Source organism: Maritimimonas rapanae, from assembly GCF_057837205.1.
Genome location: NZ_JBYQFI010000001.1, coordinates 1,653,146 through 1,675,775, shown reverse-complemented (window position 1 = coordinate 1,675,775; position 22,630 = coordinate 1,653,146). Strand labels below are relative to the sequence as shown.

Below are 22,630 nucleotides of genomic sequence, written 5' to 3'. Positions count from 1 at the left end.
TTATGGCAGAACAACAAGATAAAAACAAACAAAATCAGTTGAACATTGAATTAGATGAAGCTGTTGCGGATGGAACTTATTCTAATCTAGCAATTATCAATCATTCTGTTTCTGAGTTTGTTGTAGATTTTGTGAATGTAATGCCAGGTACACCAAAAGCTAAAGTAAAATCTAGAATTATATTAACGCCACAGCATGCTAAGCGTTTAACGAAAGCATTGGCAGAGAATGTAGCTAGATTCGAAAAAGCCCATGGTGAAATAAAAGATTATGAACAACCACCGATTCCGTTAAATTTCGGACCGGCCGGTCAAGCATAAATTAAAAACGCTGAACGAAAGTTCGGCGTTTTTTTATTCATTGAAAAAAGCACCTTTTTAGGTAGGAATTTTTAAGTAACGATTGTTTTATATATGAAAACTAAAAACAATTATAAATAAAGGGGTTAAGCCTTAGCGAAAAGCTAAGGCTTTTTTTTATAGACGTTTTATAACACTGGTAACTATTCCCCAGATTATAAAGTTATTTTCTTTGGTTATTTTTATAGCTTCATAATCAGGATTTTCAGGTTGTAACCAAACTCCATCAGATTGTACTTTAAGTCGTTTTACAGTAAACTCTCCATCGATAAAACATACAGCAATTTTATTATGTGCAGGTTCTAAACTTCTATCAATTACTAAAAGATCATTATCATCAAGTCCGGCACCTATCATAGATTGGCCGCTAACACGTGCAAAAAATGTTGCCTCTTTATTTTTAATTAATTCATCATCTAAAGATAATCGCCTTTCTTTAAAGTCATCTGCTGGAGATGGAAAACCTGCCGAAATTCCTGTATCTAAAAAAGGAATTCCAGAATTTCCTGAAGCTTCAGGAGTAAAAAAAGTTAAATTTTGAGATTGGTGCAACATCATTTCAAGTAAAAATCAATGAATTCTGATTGAAGTTAAAACTTATAAGATTCTTTTTCTTTCTCTAAAAACGGAATAAAATTTTTAGGTAAAAGCGAGAAGCTCTTGTTCTAAATACTCTTCTTCTTTTTCCTTTTTAAAGAAATCGAGTTTATAATGACTTTTTAAGACTTCACAAAAATTATTTCTTAATTGAGGGAATTCAAGAAGCATACCTTTAAAATCTATGGAAGTAGTTTTTTTCATAAAAAGCTCAATAACTTTTGTCGAAGCAATGGTTATTCTTTTATTAAACTTTGTGCCATCTCCATATTTATTATCAAAGTTTATAATTTGTCTACTAATATTTTTAATAGCCTGTTTAGCTCCATACTTTTTAATATGGATGTAAGCTAATCGTAAATGTGCTTCGTGAGTAAAATAACAAGAAGGGAGCGTACAGCTCTCAAATTTTTCTTCAAACTCATCATTGGTTAGTAGATGATGTTTTTCAGTCATAGTTGGGTAGGTTTAAGTAACTTAAACTTTTTCCAATAGCAAGACGAATTTAATTGAAATTATTTAATAAACAAATTATTTAACATAAGGCTTCTCAAGAAAAGTGTTTATAAAATTAAGTTTTTTGTTAATTGATAATAATTGTAAGCTATTATAAACCACGGTTTTTATATATAAAAATGAAATATTTTTTTGCGATGATTGTGTACTATTTTTTTGGTGAATAAAAACTATATTGTTGAAAACTATTTGATTTTTAAAACTTAAAATTCCTTAAAAAGATAGGTGTAACTTATAAGATTCAGGTTTTTTTTTGTGTATTTTTGAGTTAAACTAAAAGCAAAAACTAATTTATGGCTACAATTACATTAGGAGGTAATCCTACACAAACTATAGGGAATTTACCAAATATAGGTTCACAAGCACCAGATTTCACATTAAGAAAAATAGACTTGTCAAATACAAATTTATCTGATTATCAAGGCTCTAAAATTGTGTTAAATATATTTCCGAGCGTAGATACTGGTACTTGCGCGGCTTCAATAAGACAATTTAATAAAGAAGCTGCAGAGCTAGAAAACACAAAAGTATTATGTATTTCTAGAGATTTACCTTTTGCCCAAAAACGATTTTGTGGAGCAGAAGGTATTGATAATGTTGAATGTTTATCCGACTTTGATAATGGTTCTTTTGGTAAAGATTATGGATTAGAAATTATCGAAGGCCCATTTAATAATTTGCACTCAAGAGTGGTGATTGTGTTAGATGAAAAAGGAAAAGTATTATATACAGAGCAAATACCAGAAGTTGGCAATGAGCCGAACTATAAAGCAGCTTTAGAGACTTTATATAATTAAGTCATTAATGAGTCGAAATGATAACTTTTTATTAGGTAGAATTAAAAGTGTAAAATATGCTTTAAAAGGTATTTGGTTATTAATAACAACTGAGCATAGTATAATGATTCAGTTTGCTATTGCTATTATAATGACAATAATTGGTTTTTTAGTTGGATTATCTTCTACAGAATGGGTTTTACAATTTTTAACTATCGGTTTAGTCTTAGTAGCAGAATCAGCAAATACCGCTGTAGAAAAACTATCAGATTTCGTTCATAAAGATTATCATAAAGATATTGGATTTATAAAAGATGTAGCAGCTGGAGGGCCCGCTTTTGCAGCTATTATTGCGGTAATAATTGCATGTATTATTTATATTCCAAAATTTTATTAATACCTAGTTTTACAAATTTTTCTCGTATATTTTTATGTATTTTTGCGTGATATTGATTCATTGATGGCTAAGAAGAAAAGAACGACATCTAAAAAGAAAAAAAGCTACGGTATTATAAGTTTTTTTAAAAGTAAGCAGACACACTTGATATTTGGTGTGTTTTTAATGCTCTTTAGTATCTTTTTATTAATATCTTTTGCATCATTCTTTACCAATTGGCAAGCAGATCAGAGTCAATTAAGTCAATTTGCAGAACGCAATGAACAAGCTAAAAATTTACTTGGCAAACTAGGTGCGCAAATAAGTCATTTCTTTATTTATAAGGGTTTCGGAATACCTTCTTTTATTTTACTAACTCTTTTATTTTTTACAGGATTAGCAGCTGCATTTAACTTACAGTTAAAGTTATTAAAAAAAGTATGGTTTTGGGGGTTAATTTTTATGGTATGGTTCTCATTAGCATTAGGATTCTTTTTACCTGAACAACCATTGTTTGGTGGTGTAGTCGGTTTTGAATTGAACGAATTTTTAAATGATTATATTGGTAAAACGGGTGTATTTTTAATATTACTTTTTAGTCTATTGGCTTATTTAATTTCTCGTTTTAAAATCACACCAGAACTTATTAAAGAAAAAATACCAAAAAAGAAAAATAAAGATTCAATATCTACAGCTATAGATGATATTACTGACGATGGATATGTAGCTGAAGCAATTCATGAAGAACCTACTCCTGAAATTGAATTTAAAGTTGAAGAAAAAGAAACTGTAATAGAAACGATTAAGAGAAAGACACCTGCTAAGAAAGAAGAACCAAAAGACGAAGTAGAAATTGAAGTTACACAAACTTTTGAAGAAGATCAGTTGGTTGAAAATCTATCAAATAAATTAGTTGAAGATTTTGGAGAATTTGACCCTAAATTAGAACTATCTGATTATAAATTCCCTACGCTTGATTTATTACGTGATTATGGTAATGAGAATATTACAATAGATCAAGAAGAATTAGAGCTTAATAAAAACCGAATTGTAGATACGCTTCGTAATTATAAGATTAGTATTGCAAGTATTAAGGCTACCATTGGCCCAACTGTTACACTCTATGAAATTGTTCCTGATAAAGGAGTGCGTATTTCTAAAATAAAGAATTTAGAGGATGATATTGCTTTGTCATTATCAGCATTAGGTATCCGAATCATCGCTCCAATTCCTGGAAAAGGAACTATTGGTATTGAAGTACCTAATAAAAACTCAACCATTGTTTCAATGAAATCTGTGTTGTCTACGCAGAAATTTCAAAAAGCAAAAATGGAACTACCGCTGGCTTTAGGAAAAACCATCGCTAATGAAACTTATGTGGTAGATCTTGCAAAAATGCCACACTTATTAATGGCTGGTGCAACTGGACAAGGAAAATCTGTAGGATTAAATGCAGTATTAACTTCTCTACTATATAAAAAGCATCCTGCTGAAGTAAAATTTGTATTAGTTGACCCTAAAAAAGTTGAGTTAACTTTATTCAATAAGATTGAGCGCCATTATTTGGCAAAATTACCAGACTCAGAAGAAGCGATTATTACGGATACCACCAAAGTGGTAAATACATTGAATTCGATGTGTATCGAAATGGATAATCGTTATAATCTTTTAAAGGATGCTTATGTACGTAACATTAAAGAATATAATGAAAAGTTTAAAGCAAGAAAATTGAATCCTGAGAATGGTCATAAATTTCTTCCATATATAGTATTAGTAATCGATGAATTTGCTGACTTAATTATGACAGCCGGTAAAGAAATTGAAGGCCCAATAGCTCGTTTAGCTCAATTGGCAAGAGCAATTGGTATTCACTTAATAGTTGCTACGCAAAGACCTTCGGTTAACGTTATTACTGGTTTAATCAAAGCTAACTTCCCGACAAGGGTAGCATTTAGAGTGACATCTAAAATAGACTCAAGAACAATTTTAGATGCTCAAGGTGCGGATCAGTTAATCGGAAAAGGAGATATGTTAATTTCTACTGGTAGCGATTTGGTACGCCTGCAATGTGCTTTTGTAGATACACCAGAAGTTGATAAGATTACAGATTTTATAGGCTCACAAAGAGCTTATGCTGACGCACATTTATTACCTGAATACGTTGGTGAAGAGAGTGGCACAAGTCTTGATATAGATATTGCAGATAGAGATAAACTGTTCGAAGAAGCGGCATATGTTATTGTAAATGCGCAGCAAGGTTCAGCATCTTTATTGCAACGAAAATTAAAATTAGGATATAATAGGGCAGGACGTATTATTGATCAATTAGAAGCTGCTGGAATTGTTGGACCTTTTGAAGGGAGCAAAGCCAGACAAGTTTTAATAAGTGATGTGCTAGCGCTCGATGAGTTTTTTAAAAATGAAAAAATCAATTAAAATGAAAAGAATTTTTACACTATTAGTTTTGATTCTAACTACAACCTTGATAAATGCTCAAGGTACTGATAAAGCTAAAAAATTATTAGATGAAGTATCAGTTAAAATGAGCACGTATAAGAACATGTATGTTGAGTTTAAGTATGTTTTAGATAATAAAGAAACTAACACACATCAAGAAACACGTGGTAATGCTACTATGAAAGGAGATTTATACAATGTAAACTTTTTAGGTATCAATCAATTATTTGATGGTAAGAAAGTGTACACTATAAACCCTGAGGACGAAGAAGTGAATATCACTGCTGCTGATGCAGAAGATGATAATACGCTTACACCATCGAAGTTCTTTTCATTCTATAAAACGGGTTTTACCTATAGTTGGGATAAACTAAAAAGTATAAATGGTAGAAAAATACAATATGTAAAATTAAATCCAATCGATAGCGATTCTGCAATCGAAAAGGTATTATTGGGTATAGATGTAAATACTAAGCATATTTACAATTTGATTGAAACTGGTAAAAATACTACTATTACAACATTAACTGTTACCAAATTCAAAACAGATCAACCCTTATCTGGTAATCTTTTTTCTTTTGATGAGACAAAATATAAATCAAAAGGTTATCTTATTAATAGGTTGTAAAAGCTAAACTAAATAGGTTTAAAGAATTAAGTATTCTCTAACAAGAGGATACTTATTTTTTGTTTAGTTTTGAACTGTGAAAATCTAGATTTGAAGATTTTAAATAAATATATACTCAAAAGCTTTCTAGTTCCTTTTCTAGCCACATTTTTTGTCATTTTGTTTGTGTTGGTAATGCAAACATTATGGTTACAGTTTGACAAGATTGCGGGCAAAGGCATAAGTATTGCTTTAATTCTAAAATTTTTAGGATATATAGCCCAAATGATGACACCAACGGCCTTACCAATAGCCATACTATTATCATCTATTATGGCTTTAGGAAGCCTGTCTGAAAATTATGAATTTGCAGCTATTAAATCGGCTGGTATCTCTTTACAAAAGTTTATAAGGCCACTTGTTTTATTAATGGTTTTATTGAGTGGATTGAATTTTCTGTTTTTGAATTATGCATTTCCTCGGGCAGCATTTAAGTTTAAGAATCTATTATTAGATATGCAGAAAACAAAACCTGCATTGGCTTTAGTGCCTGGAACTTTTAATACAGAAATTCCAGGATATAGTATCAAATTTGCAGAGAAATATGGCGAAGAAGATAACCTGTTAAAAGATGTACATATCTATTATGATCTCGATAAAGGAAATTCAAATGCAAAATTAATTAAGGCAGAAGAAGGTGAAATAACTACAGAAGATGGTAGCAAATACATGACCTTGGTTTTAAAAAACGGAAATCATTACGAAGATATCATTCCAAAAAAGAGAACGTATCAAAAAACGAAAAGTATGCCTTTTACAAAGTCTACTTTTGACGAATATGTTGTTAATATTGATATTTCTAAGTTAAGTGATATAGATGCGGCTGAATATAAAAAAGATAGAGAAATGCTTAGCTTAAGTCAGCTCAGTTATTATACAGACTCATTAAAGCAGCCTTACGATGACTTTGTTACTAATAAGGCAAAAAATATTTTTGTAAGAGGTGGTGCAAAAGAAATGTATACTGATTCTTTATTTAAAAAGGATTTAAATGCCAATATATTAGAAAATTTCGATTCCATAAATAAAGCAGTTGTTTTAGATAATGCAGTAAACAACATAGATGGAACCTTAAAAGATATAGAATCTTACAAGAAAACTTTTAAGAATAAACAGAAATTTTTAAATGTATATAATACCGAGTATCATAGAAGATTAGCATTTTCGTTGTCTTGTTTGGTGTTGTTTTTTATTGGAGCACCTTTAGGTTCAATCATAAGAAAAGGAGGTTTTGGTGTACCAATGATTTTGGCAATAACCATATTTGTTATTTACTTTTTTGTATCTACTTTGGGTAAAAATATGGCTCATTCTAGTACTATCACCTCTGCGTTTGGTGGTTGGCTTGCTACATTAATATTGTTTCCATTAGGTTTGTTATTGATGAAAAGAGCTACTCAAGACAAAGGAATATTTAATATTGATGTATTTTTGCAACCAATTACTGATTTTTTCGGTAGACTATTTAAGTTTAAAAAAGTAAACAAAAATGATTAGCACAGTGTCAGAAAAGTTAAAACTAAACACGATAAAAGAAGCTATAAATGATATTAAAAATGGTAAACTTGTTATTGTGGTTGATGATGAAGATAGAGAAAATGAAGGTGATTTTATAGCTGCTGCTGAAACAGTTACACCAGAAATGATCAATTTTATGTCAATGCATGGTCGCGGTTTAATTTGTGCTCCTCTTACAGAAGATAGATGCCAAGAATTAGATCTTACCATGATGGTGCAAAATAATACTGTTTTACATCATACACAGTTTACTGTATCGGTTGATTTAATTGGCCATGGCTGTACCACTGGTATTTCTGCTCACGATAGATCGAAAACAATCAAGGCCTTAGTTGATGATGCTACAAAGTCATTTGATTTAGGTAGACCAGGGCATATATTTCCACTAAAAGCTAAAAATGGTGGTGTATTACGTAGAACTGGTCATACAGAAGCAGCAATAGATTTAGCTCGCCTAGCAGGATTTAAACCTGCGGGTATTTTAGTAGAGATTTTAAATGAAGACGGTACTATGGCTAGACTTCCACAATTAATGGAAGTTGCTAAAAAACATGACTTAAAAGTAATTTCTATTGAAGATCTAGTTGCATATAGAATGCAACATGATTCTTTAATAGAGAAAGTAGAAGACTTTAATTTGCAAACACGTTTTGGTGAATTTCGTTTAAGAGCTTATCAACAAACTACTAATGACCAAGTGCATATTGCCTTAACTAAAGGAGATTGGCAAGAGGAAGACCCAGTATTAGTACGTGTTAATTCTACATTAATTAACAACGATATTATACGTTTGTTGACTACTAAACCAGACGATAGTTTTAGTAGAATGTTCAAATTGATAAATGATGAGGGTTCTGGGGCTATTGTTTTTATTAATCAAGAAAACCAATCTTTTAACTTAATGAATCGTTTAGGATTAATAAAAGAATTGCAATCTGAAAACGAAGCACAAGTGCCAAAAATTAAGCTTGATGAAAAAGATTTTGGTATAGGTGCACAAATTCTTCACGACCTAAATATTAGTAAGTTACGTTTAATAACAAATGGTAAATACATTAAAAAAAGAGTAGGTATCATTGGTTATGGTTTAGAGATCGTAGAAAACGTAGCTTATTAGTCTTTTTCATTTTGTATTTTCGTTGTTGTGAGCATACTTCGTAAAATACTTTATCCATTTTCTTTGTTGTATGGCGAAGTAACTTCTGCACGTAATAAAATGTATGACAAAGGTGTATTAAAATCCACTAGTTTTGATATTCCGGTTATAATAGTTGGTAATTTGAGTGTTGGTGGTACTGGAAAATCTCCACAAATAGAATATCTCATTCGATTACTAAAAGATGATTATAAGGTTGCTGTTTTAAGCCGTGGTTATAAACGTACTTCTAAAGGATTTATAATTGCAGATAAAAATGCTACCGCGGAAGAAATCGGTGATGAACCTATGCAATTCTATACCAAGTTCAAAGATGAGGTGGTTATAGCTGTAGATGCTGATCGTGTAAACGGAATTAATCAATTAAAAAAACTACATAACCCAGATGTAATTTTATTAGACGATGCTTTTCAACATAGAAAAGTAGAGGCAGGTTTTAATATTTTACTCACACCATACGATAATTTATATGTAGATGACACAATGTTACCAACAGGTGATCTTCGCGAAAAAGTTGAAGGAGCAAGTAGGGCACAGATTATTATTGTTACCAAATGCCCAGAAAATTTATCTGAAGAAGATCAGTTTGAGATAACTAAGAAATTAAATATTGAACTAACGCAAACAGTATTTTTCACAAAGATTGGTTATAATGAAGCCGTAATAAGTAAAGAGGACGAAATTCCTGTAAAAGAATTAAAAGATTATAAAGTTTTATTAGTTACAGGTATCGCTAAAACAAAACCTTTGACAAATTTCTTACTACAACAACATATAGATTTTGAACACTTAGCATTTAAAGATCATCATAATTTTACTTCTAATGATTTTGACAAGATTGAAAATCATTTTCAAAAGCTAGATTCTAAGAAGAGAATGATCCTTACTACCGAAAAGGATTATGTGCGCGCTTTTTCTAATAAAGAAACTATTTACTATTTACCCATTAAAACAGAGTTTTTAGAGCATAAAGATGGTTTCAACAGGCTAATTAAAAAATACATAGATAAAAGTCTAAATATTATTCAATAAAAAACGCCCTCCAAGGAGGGCGAATTTCTTAACTAACTCAAATAATTCATACAATGAAAGCAAACTAAGATATTTGCTTCGTTTATTATATTACAATTCTCGTGCCAAAATTCCTAATTTCAATAGAATGCAAAAAAACGCCCTCAGATGAAGGCGTTTTCTTTTAACTAACTCAAATAATTTATACAATGAAAACAAACTTTATCAGATTGTATTCAATTATATAACGCAAAATTGCGGCTAAAATTGTGGTTTTTGAGTTAATGAACAGTTAAACAGTTGTTATAGAACTGTTAAGGTTTATTATAATATATGCTTTTGTGCCTTATAAGATGACCTAACCAAAGCACCACTTTCTACATGTCTAAAGCCCATTTCTAGACCAATTTCTTCGTATTTTTTAAATTGCTCTGGCGTTATAAATTCTTTAACAGGAAGATGTTTTTTACTAGGTTGTAAATATTGACCAATAGTAACTACATCTACCAGGTTTTCTCTTAGGTCTTTCATTGTTTGAATTACCTCTTCTTCTTTTTCACCTAAACCTAACATGATGCCAGATTTTGTTCTGTTGATACCTTGATCTTTTAAATATTTAAGAACAGCCAAACTACGATCATATTTAGCTTGTATTCGTACTTCGCGAGTTAAACGACGAACAGTTTCCATATTATGCGAAACCACTTCTGGAGAAGCTTCAATAATTCTATCCAAATTTTTGTGAATCAGCTGAAAATCAGGTATCAAAGTTTCTAGAGTTGTTTTTGGATTTGCCCTACGAATCGCTTTTACCGTTTCAGCCCAAATAATAGAACCACCATCTTTTAAATCATCACGATCAACAGAAGTTACAACAGCATGTTTTATCTGCATAATTTTAATAGAACGTGCTACTTTTTCGGGTTCTTCCCAGTCTACAGTTTCTGGTCTACCAGTTTTTACACCACAGAACCCACATGAACGAGTACAAATATTACCTAAGATCATAAAAGTTGCTGTGCCTTCTCCCCAGCATTCACCCATATTAGGGCAACTACCACTAGTACAAATAGTGTGTAGATTATATTTATCTACCAATCCTCTTAGTTCTGTGTATTTTTTCCCTACAGGAAGCTTTACACGTAACCATTTTGGTTTTTTTATCGGTATTATAACTGACTCTTCTGCCATAACTTAAATTCGAACTGCAAATTTACAAATTCATTAGGTACCAAATACTAAACCCAATAAGGAAAATAATACCTAAATAGCTCAAGACTTTCATTGCCAACGAAGGACGTGCTTCTTTGGGAGTATGCTTGCCCGAAATTAGAATAAAGTTGGCAATGGCATAAAAAGGTGCTGTTAAAAAAGATAAAATCGTAGCAATTTTAACCATAGTGATCATATTTGAGATAAAGAATGATAAGATGATGATGGTTCCTATCGAAAGTGCAATGATCCAGAATAAATAATTTGTCTTCAATTGTTTACCAAAGAGTAACTCACTTGATTTTTCCATCATACGCGGTGAAGCATCAAGAGTTGTTAAAGTAGTGCTAAACATTGTTGTAAAGGCAGCAATAGCAATAAAAATAGCAGTACCCTCTCCTAAATTATCAGTATATAAATTGATCAGCTGTTGAGCAAATTTTCCTGCAGAGTTATCAAAGCTTTCTCCTGAACCAAACATTACCAAGGCACCTAAAGAAATAAAACAGACACCTAAAAACACTGTAGCTATAAAACCTATATTAAAATCAAACAAAGCTTTTTTGGTATTAAAATCTTCTTTGGTTGTTTTTTGTTTTTCAAGGGTCCAGATTGAGTGGATTACGGAAATATCTAATGGGGCAGGCATCCATCCTAAGAAAGCGATCAAAAAGGCTATACCTACAGTTCCTTGAGGGATGACTTGCTCAAAACCTTGAGGTGTATCTACATTGAGAATAGCTCCTAAAACGGCAATGATGGTTGAAAGGGTGAGAATTACAATAATCACTTTCATCAAATTATCGAGTAATTTATATTTACCCACCATCAATATCAAAAAACAAAGAGCGGTAATAATAATACTCCAAGTAGTTGTATTTTCTGTGATACCAAATAGATTGACAGCTAAGCCCGCAGTTACGATGGTTACTGCTGCTTGGATAGTAAAGATGGCAATTAGTGTAAGTACAAAGAATATAATCAATACCCATTGCCCAAGTTTTTTATAGCCATCTACCAGACTTTCACCAGTAGCTGATGCATAACGAGGGCCATATTGAAAAAAAGGATATTTAAATAAATTTACAAGTAATAACGCCCAAAGCAAGCCAAAACCAAACTCTGCACCGGCTCTTGTAGATTGCACTAAATGTGAAACTCCAATTGCTGCACCAGCAAACAATAAACCAGGACCAAGAGATTGTAGGGTTTTTTTCATGTTCACTTCCCGTGTAAACGGGAAATTATTAAATTAAACAGGGTGAAAATAATAATTTTTTATTAGGTTGAGTGGAATCGAGACCTTTCGACTACGCTCAAGGTGACATCTGTAATAAAAAATTAAGAATCAGATTTTTTAATAATCTCTGCTAATAGTTTTTTAGCGCGGAGCAATTTTACCTTTACATTATTCATAGGTTCATCTGTCTCATTAGCAATTTCCTTATAGCTCATTTCTTGAAAGAAACGCAAATTGATGATCTCTTGATAATGTGGTTTTAATTGCTTTATATAGGCCAGTAATTGTGCAAGATTTTGCTCGATAATTAGCTTATCAACTGGTGTAGGTTCTTCATCTTTTACATCATAAACTTCAGAGTCTTCTTTATCAATAGAAACGGTTTCTGTTTTTTGCTTACGTAAATGATCAATTAATAAATTATTAGCTATGGTTAATAACCAAGTCTTAAATTTATATTTCTCGTCGAATGAATCAATCTTATCAAAGGCTCTTGCAAAAGTTTTAATGGTGATATCTTCAGCTTCATTTTCATCATTCGTCTTGCTATCGAGAAAACGATACACATCCTTCCAAAAAGTATTTAAAAGTAAGGTATAAGCAATTTCTTCACCCTTTTTAGCACTTTGTATAGCTTTTACTATTTTGCCCTTTTTTTTACTCATTACCAATGTTTTGGTTTATTGAATAAGTTGCTGAAGAACAGCATTAATTGAGAAAATACTAACGATATATCTAGTATGGGAGCTAGGATGATCAAATCTTTTTCATTCAATTTTAAGGCCGAATTATAAATAGCGATATATTGAGAGGTTAGACGAATAATTACTAAGATAGTTACAAGTTGCCAATTAAACGAAAATAATAATAGTATTATTGCTAATATCCAAAATGCTAATTGCGAAAAATAGAATAACCCTAATAAATATTGATGAAAAGGTTTATAATAATTTGCCGTAGAAATATGCCTTCTTTTTTGTTGAAACCAGAACCAAAAAGATTCTTTAGGCTTAGATATGGTAAAACTATCTTTAGAAAAACAAATTGATGTATTTTTTTTAGTTGTTACTTGGTTAATAAATAAATCATCATCCCCAGATTTAAGTTTTGAGTGAGATTCAAATCCTTTTACTTGAAAAAATAGTTCTTTCTTATAGGATAAATTTCTGCCTACTCCCATATATGGAAACCCAATTTTTGTATAAGAAAAGTATTGAATTACTGTTAATAGGGTTTCATATCTAATTAGTTTATTAATAAATGTTGGTAGTTTTTTATAGGCACCGTAACCTAAAATGATTTTATGTTCGTCGTTGTGATGAGAAATCATTGATGTGATCCAATTTTTTGAAGTAGGATAACAATCTGCATCAGTAAATAGTAAATAATCGTTTGTAGAGGCTTCTATACCCTTAGTAATCGCATTTTTTTTATTTCCTTGATATGTAGTTGATGCTTCAAGGTTAATCAACTTTAAATTTTCATATCTCTTTTGGAAATTCTTGACGGTTTGCTTAGTTTCGTCTGTAGAAGCATCATTTATAAGAATTACCTCATAATTAGAATAAGCTTGATCTAAAATTTTAGGTAAGAATTTTATAAGATTTTTTGCTTCATTTTTTGCAGCAATAATTACAGAAACAGGTAACGATTTCTCTTCTTTTATCTGTTCTTCAGCGAAAGCGAACTTTCCGTAAAGAAAAATCCAATACAAAACCTGGATAAAGACAGTAGCAATAAAAAAATAAAAGAGAATGGTGAGTAGCATATGCTACAAACTTAATTATTTATGTTGAGGTTCTGAACAGGTATCAAATTGATCGGGAGTCTTACCACAAAAACCACATGCATCACCATCTTTATTTAACATAGGGTTTTGACTTGCGCAAGTACCTGCAAATTCACCATCTTTCTTTGCCCATATTTTAATAGCAATACCTGCAAAAGCAACACCTAGTAGTACTAAAGTGATCAAGAATAATTTCATAAGATTTCTTTGTGCAAAGATATAAAAAACAACACCAAAAAACGTATAAAATGATTATTGTATCTTTGAGATTATGTGACCTTAATGTGTTATAAGTGTCTCAATAATAATCAATTAATTTAACCTTATTTATTATGAAAAAATATTTTGCCGAAGTATTCGGAACTTTCTGGTTAGTTTTCGGAGGTTGTGGTAGTGCTATTTTTGCTGCTGCATTTCCTGATCTTGGAATAGGCTTTGCAGGAGTGGCATTGGCCTTTGGTCTAACCGTATTAACAATGGCATATGCCGTTGGCCACATATCTGGCGGTCATTTTAACCCTGCTGTTTCGTTAGGTTTATGGGCAGGTGGGAAGCATGCTACAAAAGAAATAGTACCTTACATTATATCACAACTCGTTGGAGCCATTCTAGCTGCTGGAGCGTTGTATTTAATCGTTTCTGGCAAAAGCGACTTTGATGGTATTGGTGGTTTTGCAGCGAACGGGTATGGAGAATTATCACCTGGAGGCTATTCTATGACATCAGCATTTTTAGCAGAGTTTTTATTAACAGCTTTCTTTTTGTTGATCATTTTAGGAAGTACCAATGAAAGAGCACCTAAAGGATTTGCACCTATTGCTATTGGTTTAGGATTAACATTAATACACTTAATAAGCATACCAATTACGAATACTTCTGTAAATCCAGCACGTTCTATGAGCCAGGCATTATTTGCAGGTGGTGAATACCTAACGCAATCTTGGTTATTTTGGGTAGCACCAATTGCAGGTGCAATTGTGGCTGGATTTATCCATAAAGCTCTATTTGATAAAGAGTAAATAATAATTATATAAGTACAATAAACCCCAAGATAATTTCTTGGGGTTATTTTATATATGATTAATGCATTTTAGGAGTTCGCTTATCGACCTGCTAAACGCAGTTCTGTATTTTTTGAGTAAATATAAAGAATTTGGGTAATCATTATTAGATATATGACTTCCTATTAAGATCTAATAATGATTCGTCAAATAGGTAGTATGCTACCGTTATTTGCCAAATTCTGGTTATTGGGAATAAAAAATGCAGTATCAAATTGCTTTTAGCTACTGTTATTGCACGTTAAGCACTTGAGTGCGTCAGCAGGAGCTGTTGTTAGTAGATATTGACTTAAGCAATTTGGTTTAGCAGGTCGTTAGAGCACATTTCACTTGTGGGGCGAGAGTGCAAAGCACGTAGCAACATAAGTCAGCTTCAGCTGAATGTGCTCTAAAGTTTAGATATCGTTCCGTTTTAATGAACTATATCGGTCGATAAGCGAAGTTAGCAGAAAAGAAATTAAGAATCAAGCTAAATATTGAACTCTAAATAATGTTTACCTCGGCTTCTAGGTTAATATCAAACCTTTCTTTTACTGCTTTTTGAATCTTTTTAGAAAGTTCAAAAATTTCTTGCCCAGTAGCATTATCATAATTTACCAAGACTAATGCTTGATTTTTATGTACACCAGCGTCACCAAAGCGTTGTCCTTTAAATCCGCATTGCTCTACCAACCAACCAGCAGGTACTTTTATTTCGGTTTCTGAAACCCTATAATGGGGTAGGTCTGGATGTATATGTTGTAATTGCCTAAATTGGTGCATAGAAATTACAGGATTTTTAAAGAAACTACCGCTATTACCAATTTCTTTTGGGTCAGGCAGTTTGCTTTGACGAATTGAGACTACTGCTTCAGAAACATCCTTAATAGTTGGATTTTCAATACTATTTTTTTCTAATTCAGATTGAATGGCACCATAAGAAGTATTTAGTTTATGGTCTTCTTTAGAAAGTTTAAATGTAACGTTTGTAATGATGTATTTACCCTTTGCGTGACGTTTAAAAATAGAATCACGATAACCAAACTCACAATCTTCATTTTTAAATTTGATTAGTTCTCCAGATTCAATTTCTAAAGCTTCTAATTCATGCATAAAGTCTTTTAGCTCTACTCCGTAAGCACCAATATTTTGAATAGGAGCTGTACCAACATTTCCAGGGATTAGAGATAGGTTTTCAACTCCTCCAAAATCATTTTCTAAACACCAAAGCACAAATTCATGCCAATTTTCACCAGCCTGAACCTTTACAAAAATGTCATTCTGAACAGAGTGAAGAATCTCTTTACCTTTTAAATTTAGGTGAACAACAAGCTTACCAAAATCTTTTGTAAGTAAAAGATTGCTTCCTCCGCTAAGGATAAAGAAATCTTTCGTTTTAGTGATAACTTCTTGTAATTCATCTAGTGTATTAACACTAATAAATTCTTTAGCTTTTACATCTATGCCAAATGTATTATAAGTTTTTAAAGATATGTTCTGCTGAATTTGCATTAAGAGCTATAAGTTTCTAATGCAGTTTTTAAAATTTCAACAGAACGAATCATGTCTTCTTTGTTTAATACGTAAGCAATACGAACTTGATTAAGACCTAAACCTTTAGTTGAATAGAACCCAGCTGCTGGCGCTACCATAATGGTTTCATTATTAAGATGAAATTTTTCTAACAACCATTGTGCAAAATCATCAGCATTCTCGACAGGTAATTCTGCAATACAATAAAAGGCACCTTTTGGCTTGGCTACTTTTACACCGTCTATTTTTTGTAGTTCAGAGATTAAAGTATTTCTTCTGTCTACATATTCTTCTATAACGTCATTAAAATAACTTTGAGGTGTTTCTAGAGCCGCTTCGCTTGCAATCAATGCATATGTAGGTGGGCTCAATCTTGCTTGTGCAAACTTTAAAGCCGTTTGTATAACCTGTTTATTTTTTGAAACGATACAGCCTATTCTTGCGCCACACATACTATAGCGTTTAGAAACAGAATCGATAACAATTGCATTATTTTCTAATCCATTTTCTTGTAATATAGAATAATGTTCCATACCATCATATGCAAATTCTCTATATACTTCATCAGCTATTAAGAAAAGATCGTGTTTTTTTACAATTGCCGCTAGTTTTTGTATTTCATCCTTGCTATATAGATATCCTGTAGGATTACCAGGATTACAAATTAAAATTGCTTTTGTTTTTGAAGTGATTAATTTTTCAAATTCCTCAATAGGTGGTAAGGCAAAATTGTCTTCTATCTTCGAAACTACAGGAACAACTTTTACACCAGATGCAGTTGAAAATCCATTATAATTAGCATAAAAAGGTTCTGGTATAATTACCTCATCACCAGCATCCATTATACTGCCAAAAGTAAAAAGTAATGCTTCGCTACCACCAGTTGTTACTATAATGTCATTAGTTTTTACATTAATATCATTCTTTGCATAGTAGTTAGCCAGCTTAGTACGATATTCTTCAGAACCTTCAGAACGAGCATAAGCGATAACTTCTAGGTCACAATTTTTTACTGCATCTAAAGCAACCTGAGGAGTTTTAATATCAGGTTGACCAATATTAAGATGGTAAACCTTGGTTCCACGTTTTTTAGCATCTTCAGCAAACGGAACCAATTTTCGAATTGGCGATTCGGGCATTTCAATGCCTTTTTGAGAAATCGATGGCATAAATTTTATTTTACTTAGCAAATTTCAGAAATTAAATTCTAAATCTGCTTATCTTTTATAAAGATTTTGTTCCGTTAAAATTATGCTAAAAGTTTTAGTAGCAACATGAGTTTTTGTAGATTTAAAAAAAGTAAATATACTTTATGAACTGCTATTTGAGATCATTATCTTATTTAATTATTTTCTTCTTTCTTTTTAAAGCCTATAGCCAAGATAGATTTTATATTAAAAATAATAGTAAGAGCTATGCCATGAGTTTTAAAATGGTAAATAATCTTATGGTTTTACCAATTGAAGTTAATGGTTCTAAACTTAATTTTTTATTAGACACCGGTGTAAACAATACCATAATGTTTAATCTAAGTTTAGAAGATTCGACCAAACTAAAAAATACCAAAAAAATTAGAATTAGAGGACTTGGAGTAGGTAGTTACATAGACGCTATTCAATCTAAAAATAATTTATTTAAAATAGGAAATATTTTAAATGGGCAGCATATGGTATATCTAATTCCAGGCAAAGAATTTGATCTGTCCGCCAGATTGGGTATGGATATTAACGGAATTATTGGAGGTGATATTTTTCGAGATTTCATAATTGATATTAACTACTCTACTAAAAGAGTAAGATTTTATAAACCAGAGACTTATGTTTATAAAGAATGTAAAAAATGTGAGACCTATAGTTTAACCTTTAATAGAAACAAACCTTATATAGATATTAAAGTAAAGTCTGGTAACGAAATTATAGACACTAAGCTATTAGTGGATACTGGAGGGAGCAAGACTATATGGTTGTTTGATAAATCAAGTGACAAAATAAATCTTCCTGAGAAGTATTTTGAAGATTTTTTGGGTAAAGGACTGAGTGGGAATATTTATGGAAGACGAAGCAAAATAGATGAAATCATCTTGGGCCAATACAGTTTTAAAAACGCCAACGTATCTTACCCTGACTCATCATCAGTTTCTACGGCCTATCGATTTAAAGAACGTAATGGAAGTGTAGGGGCTGGTATTTTAAAAAGGTTTAGATTACTTATTGATTATAGAGATAAAAAATTAGTTTTAAAGAAGAAATCATCTTATTATAAAGATCCTTTTTTATACAATATGAGTGGTATTGATCTTATTCACAACGGTATAATGTTAGTTAAAGATAAAAGGAATTCATCTGGTCTTAATTTTGGTGGTAGAGAAGATAGTAGAGGAATTGTACAGATTATTTTTGAAATGGTTTATGACTTTAAACCTTTATATACCATTTCATTTATTAGACCTAATTCGCCAGCTCAGAAGGCAGGGTTACTGATAAATGATATTATTTTAGAAATTAATGGAAAGAGTACTCATAATTTCAAAATAGAAGAAATTATTCATTTATTTTCTTCAAAGGAAGGGAAGTTGATTAAACTATTAGTAGAACGAAATGGTAAGAAGTTATTTTATTCGTTTAGGTTAGAAGATATGTTGAAATAAAAAAGCGACTCGTTTGAGTCGCTTTTTTATTAGTTGTTTTCTACAACACTTTTTTCTTTCTTTTCAAGAATAGATAAAGCACTTTCTTTTTTAACACGTCCTTTTATGTAGATAACTTTCTTAGCTTCAGAAGCATTAGAAAATATTGTAATTGCTTTGTTAAATGGTGAAACTCTATTAGTATCATATTTCACAAGTAATTCAGCTGTAGCACCTGGCATAATTGGTTCTTTTGGCACAGTAGGTACCGTACAACCACAACTTGTTTTAACATTAGAAATTATTAATGGTGATTTACCTACATTTTTAAATTTAAAAACTCTTTTTCCGTCAGAACCTTTCTCTATTGTTCCGTAATCAATTGTTTCTTTTTCAAATTCAAAAACAGGAGCATTTGGATCTGTTTTTTTTACTTCTGCTTTGTCTTGAGCATTTACAGAAATTCCTATCAATCCAATAAATAATATTAAAGCTATTTTTTTCATTTTAACGTACTTTTTTAAAGTGTAAAGTTAATCAATTTTTCACTTAAAATATTAACGGGTAAAGTTTTAACATATTGTTGATAATTGTAACTTTGCACTTCATTTTTATCAAGAATTACGCCAAATGAATATCCCATCAAATTACGATGCAAAATTAGTAGAGAATAAGTGGTATGATTACTGGATGGAACATCGTTTTTTTCGGTCTACACCAGATGAGCGTGAGCCTTATACCATTGTGATTCCACCACCAAATGTAACTGGAGTTTTGCATATGGGGCATATGCTAAATAATACGATTCAAGATGTATTAATTCGTCGTGCACGTTTACAAGGTAAGAATGCCTGTTGGGTACCTGGTACTGATCATGCCTCCATAGCTACAGAAGCTAAAGTTGTAGCAAGGTTAAAGGAACAAGGAATCAATAAAAATGATTTAACTCGTGAAGAGTTCTTAAAACATGCTTGGGATTGGAAACACGAATATGGAGGTGTTATCCTTGAGCAATTAAAGAAGTTAGGATGCTCTTGTGATTGGGATCGTACTAAATTCACCATGGATGAGAATATGAGCGAAGCTGTAATTAAAGTTTTTGTTGATTTATACAACAAAGGGTTAATTTACAGAGGGTATCGTATGGTGAATTGGGATCCTGAAGCACAAACAACATTGTCTGATGAAGAGGTGATTTATGAAGAGCGAACTGATAAACTGTACTATGTAAAGTATAAAATTGAAGGTGAAAATGAATATGTAACCATTGCTACAACACGACCTGAAACTATTTTAGGTGATACAGCTGTTTGTATCAACCCGAATGATGATAGATATAGCCATTTAAAAGGTAAAAATGTTATTGTACCGTTGTGTGATCGTATTATACCTATTATAGAAGATGATTATGTAGATATTGAATTTGGTACAGGTTGTTTAAAAGTAACGCCTGCACACGATGTTAATGATAAAGAAATAGGTGATCGTCATAATTTAGAAGTGGTTGACGTACTGAACGCCGATGGTACGATGAATAGCTTCGGATTAAACCATGAAGGGAAAGATAGAGTAGTAGCGAGAAAAGATGTGACTAATGAACTTGATGAACTGGGGTTGTTAATTAAAACGGAGAGCATTACGCACAATGTTGGAACTTCAGAGCGTACTAAAGCCGTTATAGAACCACGATTATCAGATCAATGGTTTTTAAAAATGGAGAATTTGGTTAAGCCAGCAATTAAAGCTGTGTTAGAAACTGAAGAAGTTAAATTATTCCCTAAGAAGTTTGAAAATACTTACCGTCATTGGATGGAAAATATTCGCGATTGGAATATCTCACGCCAGTTATGGTGGGGACAACAAATACCTGCATATTATTACGGGGATGGTAAAAATGATTTTGTAGTTGCAGAAAATATTGATGAAGCTCTTAAATTGTCTCGAGAAAAGAGTCAAAATTTAGAACTTCAAAAATCAGACTTAAGCCAAGATCCTGATGCTCTAGATACTTGGTTTTCTTCTTGGCTATGGCCAATATCAGTTTTTGACGGCATTAGAAATCCCAATAATGAAGAAATTAATTATTATTACCCTACCAACGATTTAGTAACTGGGCCAGATATTTTGTTTTTCTGGGTTGCTCGTATGATCATTTCTGGATATGAGTACAGAGATGAACGTCCTTTCGAAAATGTATATTTAACAGGATTGGTTCGCGATAAGCAACGTAGAAAAATGAGCAAACAATTAGGAAATTCTCCTGATGCTTTAAAGCTAATTGAGGATTATGGAGCAGATGGTGTTCGAGTTGGTTTGTTGTTAAGTTCAGCAGCTGGAAATGATTTAATGTTTGATGTAGCGCTATGTCAGCAAGGAAAGTCTTTTGCAAATAAAATTTGGAATGCTTTTCGTTTGATAAAGGGTTGGGAACAAAGTGATGCTATTGACCAACCAGAAGCTTCAAAAATTGCATTAGATTGGTACGAAGCAAAATTTAACAAAACGCTAGAAGAAATTGAGGACCATTATAATAAATACCGTTTATCTGATGCTTTAATGGCTTTGTATAAGCTAATTATGGACGATTTTTCTTCTTGGTTATTAGAGCTTGTTAAGCCGGCTTATCAACAACCAATCGATAAAAAAACGTACGATGCCGTAATTAAAGTTCTTGAAAATAACTTAAAAGTTTTGCATCCGTTTATGCCTTTTTTAACTGAAGAAATTTGGCAATATATTACCGAAAGAACACCAGAAGAAGCATTAATTGTGGCAAAGTATCCTAAGGTTAAAGAGATTGGAGGTATAACATTAATAAATGAATTTGATTTTGCTTCAGAGGTTATATCAAGTATTAGAACTATCCGAAAAGAAAAGAACATAGCATTTAAAAATAAAATTGACTTAACAGTTATTAATAATGAAAGATCTTCTGATAATTTTGATACTGTAATTAAAAAATTAGGTAATGTTGATCAGTTAAATTATAGTTCTGAGAAAATCGAAGGTGCTTTAAGTTTTAGAGTAAAGTCGAATGAATATTTTATTCCTATTTCCGCTGATAGTATTAATATAGAAGAAGAAACTAAAAAACTTACTGAAGAATTAAATTATACTGAAGGCTTTTTAAAATCTGTACAAAAGAAATTGGCAAATGAGCGTTTTGTAAATAACGCACCAGAACAGGTGGTGGCAAGCGAAAAGAAGAAAGAGGCAGATGCATTGGCTAAGATTGAAACGATCAAAGCTAGTTTGGCAAGTTTAGGATAATCTATTTTGTTCTTTAACCAGTTTTTTTATAAGTGAAATTTGTCCGAAGTGATAGTATGCATGTTCTATCATTCCATCAATATTTCTTTGATAAGTACCATATTTTGCATCTATAAAGACATCATCTAACTTTTCGTCTGGCATCTTTTCGACAAAATTTGCAAACTTTTCTGTATTAGTTAAAAGTGAGGTAACTAATTGATGCCATTCTTTTTGAGATTTAATCGGTAGTATATCAAAGCTATACTTATCTCTAATTTCTAGATTACCAGTTTCAAAAAAGTGTACAAGTCCTTTTATATAATAATTAATATGAAAAGTGAGCTGAGCAATCGTATTTAAAGAACTAATTTGAGTAGTAGCCTCTTTCCAATTTATATCTGTTAATTGTTCTTTAATATTGGTGTTTGCAATCCACTTGCCGTTTAAAATAACTTCTCTAAAACGATTGGCTATTTGCTTAGTTTTACTCACAAGTTATCTATTA

Annotated in this window: 22 protein-coding genes; 11 read left to right on the top strand and 11 right to left on the bottom strand. The window is 31.6% G+C overall.

Going from position 1 to position 22,630, the window contains the following annotated elements; translation table 11 throughout:
• Positions 1 to 2: 2 nt before the first annotated feature.
• The gene (locus tag AC3IF2_RS07995; protein WP_489166552.1) at positions 3 to 320 is read left to right on the top strand and encodes a DUF3467 domain-containing protein; all 318 of its coding nucleotides are present in this window, start codon (positions 3 to 5) and stop codon (positions 318 to 320) included.
• 156 nt (positions 321 to 476) lie between these two features.
• Here the strand turns inward: AC3IF2_RS07995 and AC3IF2_RS07990 are convergent, their stop codons facing one another.
• Together AC3IF2_RS07990 and AC3IF2_RS07985 are read right to left on the bottom strand one after the other, a co-directional pair.
• The gene (locus tag AC3IF2_RS07990) at positions 477 to 917 is read right to left on the bottom strand and encodes a LexA family protein (protein ID WP_489166551.1); all 441 of its coding nucleotides are present in this window, start codon (positions 915 to 917) and stop codon (positions 477 to 479) included.
• 81 nt (positions 918 to 998) lie between these two features.
• Positions 999 to 1,412, bottom strand: a complete 414-nt coding sequence (locus AC3IF2_RS07985; RefSeq protein WP_489166550.1) for a hypothetical protein — start codon at positions 1,410 to 1,412, stop codon at positions 999 to 1,001.
• A 353-nt stretch (positions 1,413 to 1,765) separates the two neighbouring features.
• On the opposite strand from AC3IF2_RS07985, the gene tpx reads away from it, so the two are divergent.
• The 7 genes from tpx to lpxK all read left to right on the top strand — a co-directional run bounded on the left by tpx (position 1,766) and on the right by lpxK (position 9,454).
• The gene (gene tpx, locus AC3IF2_RS07980; protein WP_489166549.1) at positions 1,766 to 2,269 is read left to right on the top strand and encodes a thiol peroxidase; all 504 of its coding nucleotides are present in this window, start codon (positions 1,766 to 1,768) and stop codon (positions 2,267 to 2,269) included.
• A gap of 7 nt (positions 2,270 to 2,276) precedes the next feature.
• Complete coding sequence (locus AC3IF2_RS07975; protein WP_489166548.1) at positions 2,277 to 2,645, top strand: diacylglycerol kinase family protein; 369 nt, start codon at positions 2,277 to 2,279, stop codon at positions 2,643 to 2,645.
• Positions 2,646 to 2,708: 63 nt separating this feature from the next.
• Positions 2,709 to 5,060 (top strand): DNA translocase FtsK, encoded by a 2,352-nt coding sequence (locus AC3IF2_RS07970; RefSeq protein ID WP_489166547.1) that lies wholly within the window; start codon positions 2,709 to 2,711, stop codon positions 5,058 to 5,060.
• Position 5,061: 1 nt separating this feature from the next.
• On the top strand, positions 5,062 to 5,709 hold the full coding sequence (gene lolA1 / locus AC3IF2_RS07965; RefSeq protein WP_489166546.1) for an outer membrane lipoprotein periplasmic chaperone LolA1: 648 nt from the start codon (positions 5,062 to 5,064) through the stop codon (positions 5,707 to 5,709).
• Positions 5,710 to 5,799: 90 nt separating this feature from the next.
• Complete coding sequence (locus AC3IF2_RS07960; RefSeq protein ID WP_489166545.1) at positions 5,800 to 7,245, top strand: LptF/LptG family permease; 1,446 nt, start codon at positions 5,800 to 5,802, stop codon at positions 7,243 to 7,245.
• The gene (ribB, locus tag AC3IF2_RS07955) at positions 7,238 to 8,383 is read left to right on the top strand and encodes a 3,4-dihydroxy-2-butanone-4-phosphate synthase (RefSeq protein ID WP_489166544.1); all 1,146 of its coding nucleotides are present in this window, start codon (positions 7,238 to 7,240) and stop codon (positions 8,381 to 8,383) included. Before AC3IF2_RS07960 ends, ribB begins: the two co-directional genes overlap by 8 nt.
• 27 nt (positions 8,384 to 8,410) lie before the next feature.
• Entirely contained in the window at positions 8,411 to 9,454 is a 1,044-nt protein-coding gene (lpxK, locus tag AC3IF2_RS07950; RefSeq protein WP_489166543.1) for a tetraacyldisaccharide 4'-kinase, read from the top strand.
• 303 nt (positions 9,455 to 9,757) lie between these two features.
• Here the strand turns inward: lpxK and lipA are convergent, their stop codons facing one another.
• The 5 genes from lipA to AC3IF2_RS07925 form a co-directional block, all read right to left on the bottom strand.
• Positions 9,758 to 10,624 (bottom strand): lipoyl synthase, encoded by an 867-nt coding sequence (gene lipA, locus AC3IF2_RS07945; protein ID WP_489166542.1) that lies wholly within the window; start codon positions 10,622 to 10,624, stop codon positions 9,758 to 9,760.
• 22 nt (positions 10,625 to 10,646) lie between these two features.
• Positions 10,647 to 11,864 carry an Nramp family divalent metal transporter gene (locus tag AC3IF2_RS07940; protein ID WP_489166541.1) on the bottom strand — a complete coding sequence of 406 codons (1,218 nt, stop codon included), beginning with the start codon at positions 11,862 to 11,864 and terminating at the stop codon, positions 10,647 to 10,649.
• 122 nt (positions 11,865 to 11,986) lie between these two features.
• Positions 11,987 to 12,550 (bottom strand): RNA polymerase sigma factor, encoded by a 564-nt coding sequence (locus AC3IF2_RS07935; RefSeq protein WP_489166540.1) that lies wholly within the window; start codon positions 12,548 to 12,550, stop codon positions 11,987 to 11,989.
• A complete protein-coding gene (locus AC3IF2_RS07930; RefSeq protein WP_489166539.1) occupies positions 12,550 to 13,653 on the bottom strand; it encodes a glycosyltransferase in 1,104 nt (367 codons plus the stop codon). Before AC3IF2_RS07930 ends, AC3IF2_RS07935 begins: the two co-directional genes overlap by 1 nt.
• A 15-nt stretch (positions 13,654 to 13,668) precedes the next feature.
• Positions 13,669 to 13,872, bottom strand: a complete 204-nt coding sequence (locus AC3IF2_RS07925; RefSeq protein ID WP_489166538.1) for a membrane or secreted protein — start codon at positions 13,870 to 13,872, stop codon at positions 13,669 to 13,671.
• Between the two features lie 134 nt (positions 13,873 to 14,006).
• Here AC3IF2_RS07925 and aqpZ point away from each other — a divergent pair, with 134 nt between their 5' ends.
• On the top strand, positions 14,007 to 14,693 hold the full coding sequence (aqpZ, locus tag AC3IF2_RS07920; protein WP_489166537.1) for an aquaporin Z: 687 nt from the start codon (positions 14,007 to 14,009) through the stop codon (positions 14,691 to 14,693).
• Positions 14,694 to 15,218: 525 nt separating this feature from the next.
• On the opposite strand, the gene murB is transcribed toward aqpZ, so the two are convergent.
• Both murB and AC3IF2_RS07910 read right to left on the bottom strand, forming a co-directional pair.
• Positions 15,219 to 16,226 carry a UDP-N-acetylmuramate dehydrogenase gene (murB, locus tag AC3IF2_RS07915; protein ID WP_489166536.1) on the bottom strand — a complete coding sequence of 336 codons (1,008 nt, stop codon included), beginning with the start codon at positions 16,224 to 16,226 and terminating at the stop codon, positions 15,219 to 15,221.
• Positions 16,226 to 17,416 (bottom strand): pyridoxal phosphate-dependent aminotransferase, encoded by a 1,191-nt coding sequence (locus AC3IF2_RS07910; RefSeq protein WP_489166535.1) that lies wholly within the window; start codon positions 17,414 to 17,416, stop codon positions 16,226 to 16,228. The genes murB and AC3IF2_RS07910 overlap by 1 nt, the downstream gene beginning before the upstream one ends.
• Before the next feature lie 143 nt (positions 17,417 to 17,559).
• Here AC3IF2_RS07910 and AC3IF2_RS07905 point away from each other — a divergent pair, with 143 nt between their 5' ends.
• Complete coding sequence (locus AC3IF2_RS07905; protein ID WP_489166534.1) at positions 17,560 to 18,894, top strand: aspartyl protease family protein; 1,335 nt, start codon at positions 17,560 to 17,562, stop codon at positions 18,892 to 18,894.
• A gap of 29 nt (positions 18,895 to 18,923) precedes the next feature.
• Here the strand turns inward: AC3IF2_RS07905 and AC3IF2_RS07900 are convergent, their stop codons facing one another.
• Positions 18,924 to 19,379, bottom strand: coding sequence for a DUF1573 domain-containing protein (locus AC3IF2_RS07900; protein WP_489166533.1), 456 nt, complete (start codon positions 19,377 to 19,379; stop codon positions 18,924 to 18,926).
• Between the two features lie 124 nt (positions 19,380 to 19,503).
• Here AC3IF2_RS07900 and AC3IF2_RS07895 point away from each other — a divergent pair, with 124 nt between their 5' ends.
• Positions 19,504 to 22,143: a valine--tRNA ligase gene (locus AC3IF2_RS07895; protein ID WP_489166532.1), complete on the top strand. Its 2,640-nt coding sequence runs from the start codon at positions 19,504 to 19,506 to the stop codon at positions 22,141 to 22,143.
• On the opposite strand, the gene AC3IF2_RS07890 is transcribed toward AC3IF2_RS07895, so the two are convergent.
• Positions 22,135 to 22,617, bottom strand: a complete 483-nt coding sequence (locus AC3IF2_RS07890) for a DUF1572 domain-containing protein (protein WP_489166531.1) — start codon at positions 22,615 to 22,617, stop codon at positions 22,135 to 22,137. The two genes, AC3IF2_RS07895 and AC3IF2_RS07890, sit on opposite strands and share 9 nt — an antisense overlap.
• Positions 22,618 to 22,630: the final 13 nt, after the last annotated feature.

What these genes read in the sequence shown, in the direction of transcription:
- tpx (WP_489166549.1), top strand. Translation starts at nt 1,766, where the DNA reads ATGGCTACAATTACATTAGGAGGTAATCCTACACAAACTATAGGGAAT.
- aqpZ (WP_489166537.1), top strand. Translation starts at nt 14,007, where the DNA reads ATGAAAAAATATTTTGCCGAAGTATTCGGAACTTTCTGGTTAGTTTTC.
- AC3IF2_RS07900 (WP_489166533.1), bottom strand. Translation starts at nt 19,379, where the DNA reads ATGAAAAAAATAGCTTTAATATTATTTATTGGATTGATAGGAATTTCT.
- murB (WP_489166536.1), bottom strand. Translation starts at nt 16,226, where the DNA reads ATGCAAATTCAGCAGAACATATCTTTAAAAACTTATAATACATTTGGC.
- AC3IF2_RS07930 (WP_489166539.1), bottom strand. Translation starts at nt 13,653, where the DNA reads ATGCTACTCACCATTCTCTTTTATTTTTTTATTGCTACTGTCTTTATC.
- AC3IF2_RS07925 (WP_489166538.1), bottom strand. Translation starts at nt 13,872, where the DNA reads ATGAAATTATTCTTGATCACTTTAGTACTACTAGGTGTTGCTTTTGCA.
- AC3IF2_RS07895 (WP_489166532.1), top strand. Translation starts at nt 19,504, where the DNA reads ATGAATATCCCATCAAATTACGATGCAAAATTAGTAGAGAATAAGTGG.
- AC3IF2_RS07935 (WP_489166540.1), bottom strand. Translation starts at nt 12,550, where the DNA reads ATGAGTAAAAAAAAGGGCAAAATAGTAAAAGCTATACAAAGTGCTAAA.
- AC3IF2_RS07990 (WP_489166551.1), bottom strand. Translation starts at nt 917, where the DNA reads ATGATGTTGCACCAATCTCAAAATTTAACTTTTTTTACTCCTGAAGCT.
- AC3IF2_RS07910 (WP_489166535.1), bottom strand. Translation starts at nt 17,416, where the DNA reads ATGCCATCGATTTCTCAAAAAGGCATTGAAATGCCCGAATCGCCAATT.
- lolA1 (WP_489166546.1), top strand. Translation starts at nt 5,062, where the DNA reads ATGAAAAGAATTTTTACACTATTAGTTTTGATTCTAACTACAACCTTG.
- AC3IF2_RS07985 (WP_489166550.1), bottom strand. Translation starts at nt 1,412, where the DNA reads ATGACTGAAAAACATCATCTACTAACCAATGATGAGTTTGAAGAAAAA.
- AC3IF2_RS07905 (WP_489166534.1), top strand. Translation starts at nt 17,560, where the DNA reads ATGAACTGCTATTTGAGATCATTATCTTATTTAATTATTTTCTTCTTT.
- AC3IF2_RS07995 (WP_489166552.1), top strand. Translation starts at nt 3, where the DNA reads ATGGCAGAACAACAAGATAAAAACAAACAAAATCAGTTGAACATTGAA.
- lipA (WP_489166542.1), bottom strand. Translation starts at nt 10,624, where the DNA reads ATGGCAGAAGAGTCAGTTATAATACCGATAAAAAAACCAAAATGGTTA.
- AC3IF2_RS07940 (WP_489166541.1), bottom strand. Translation starts at nt 11,864, where the DNA reads ATGAAAAAAACCCTACAATCTCTTGGTCCTGGTTTATTGTTTGCTGGT.
- AC3IF2_RS07975 (WP_489166548.1), top strand. Translation starts at nt 2,277, where the DNA reads ATGAGTCGAAATGATAACTTTTTATTAGGTAGAATTAAAAGTGTAAAA.
- ribB (WP_489166544.1), top strand. Translation starts at nt 7,238, where the DNA reads ATGATTAGCACAGTGTCAGAAAAGTTAAAACTAAACACGATAAAAGAA.
- AC3IF2_RS07970 (WP_489166547.1), top strand. Translation starts at nt 2,709, where the DNA reads ATGGCTAAGAAGAAAAGAACGACATCTAAAAAGAAAAAAAGCTACGGT.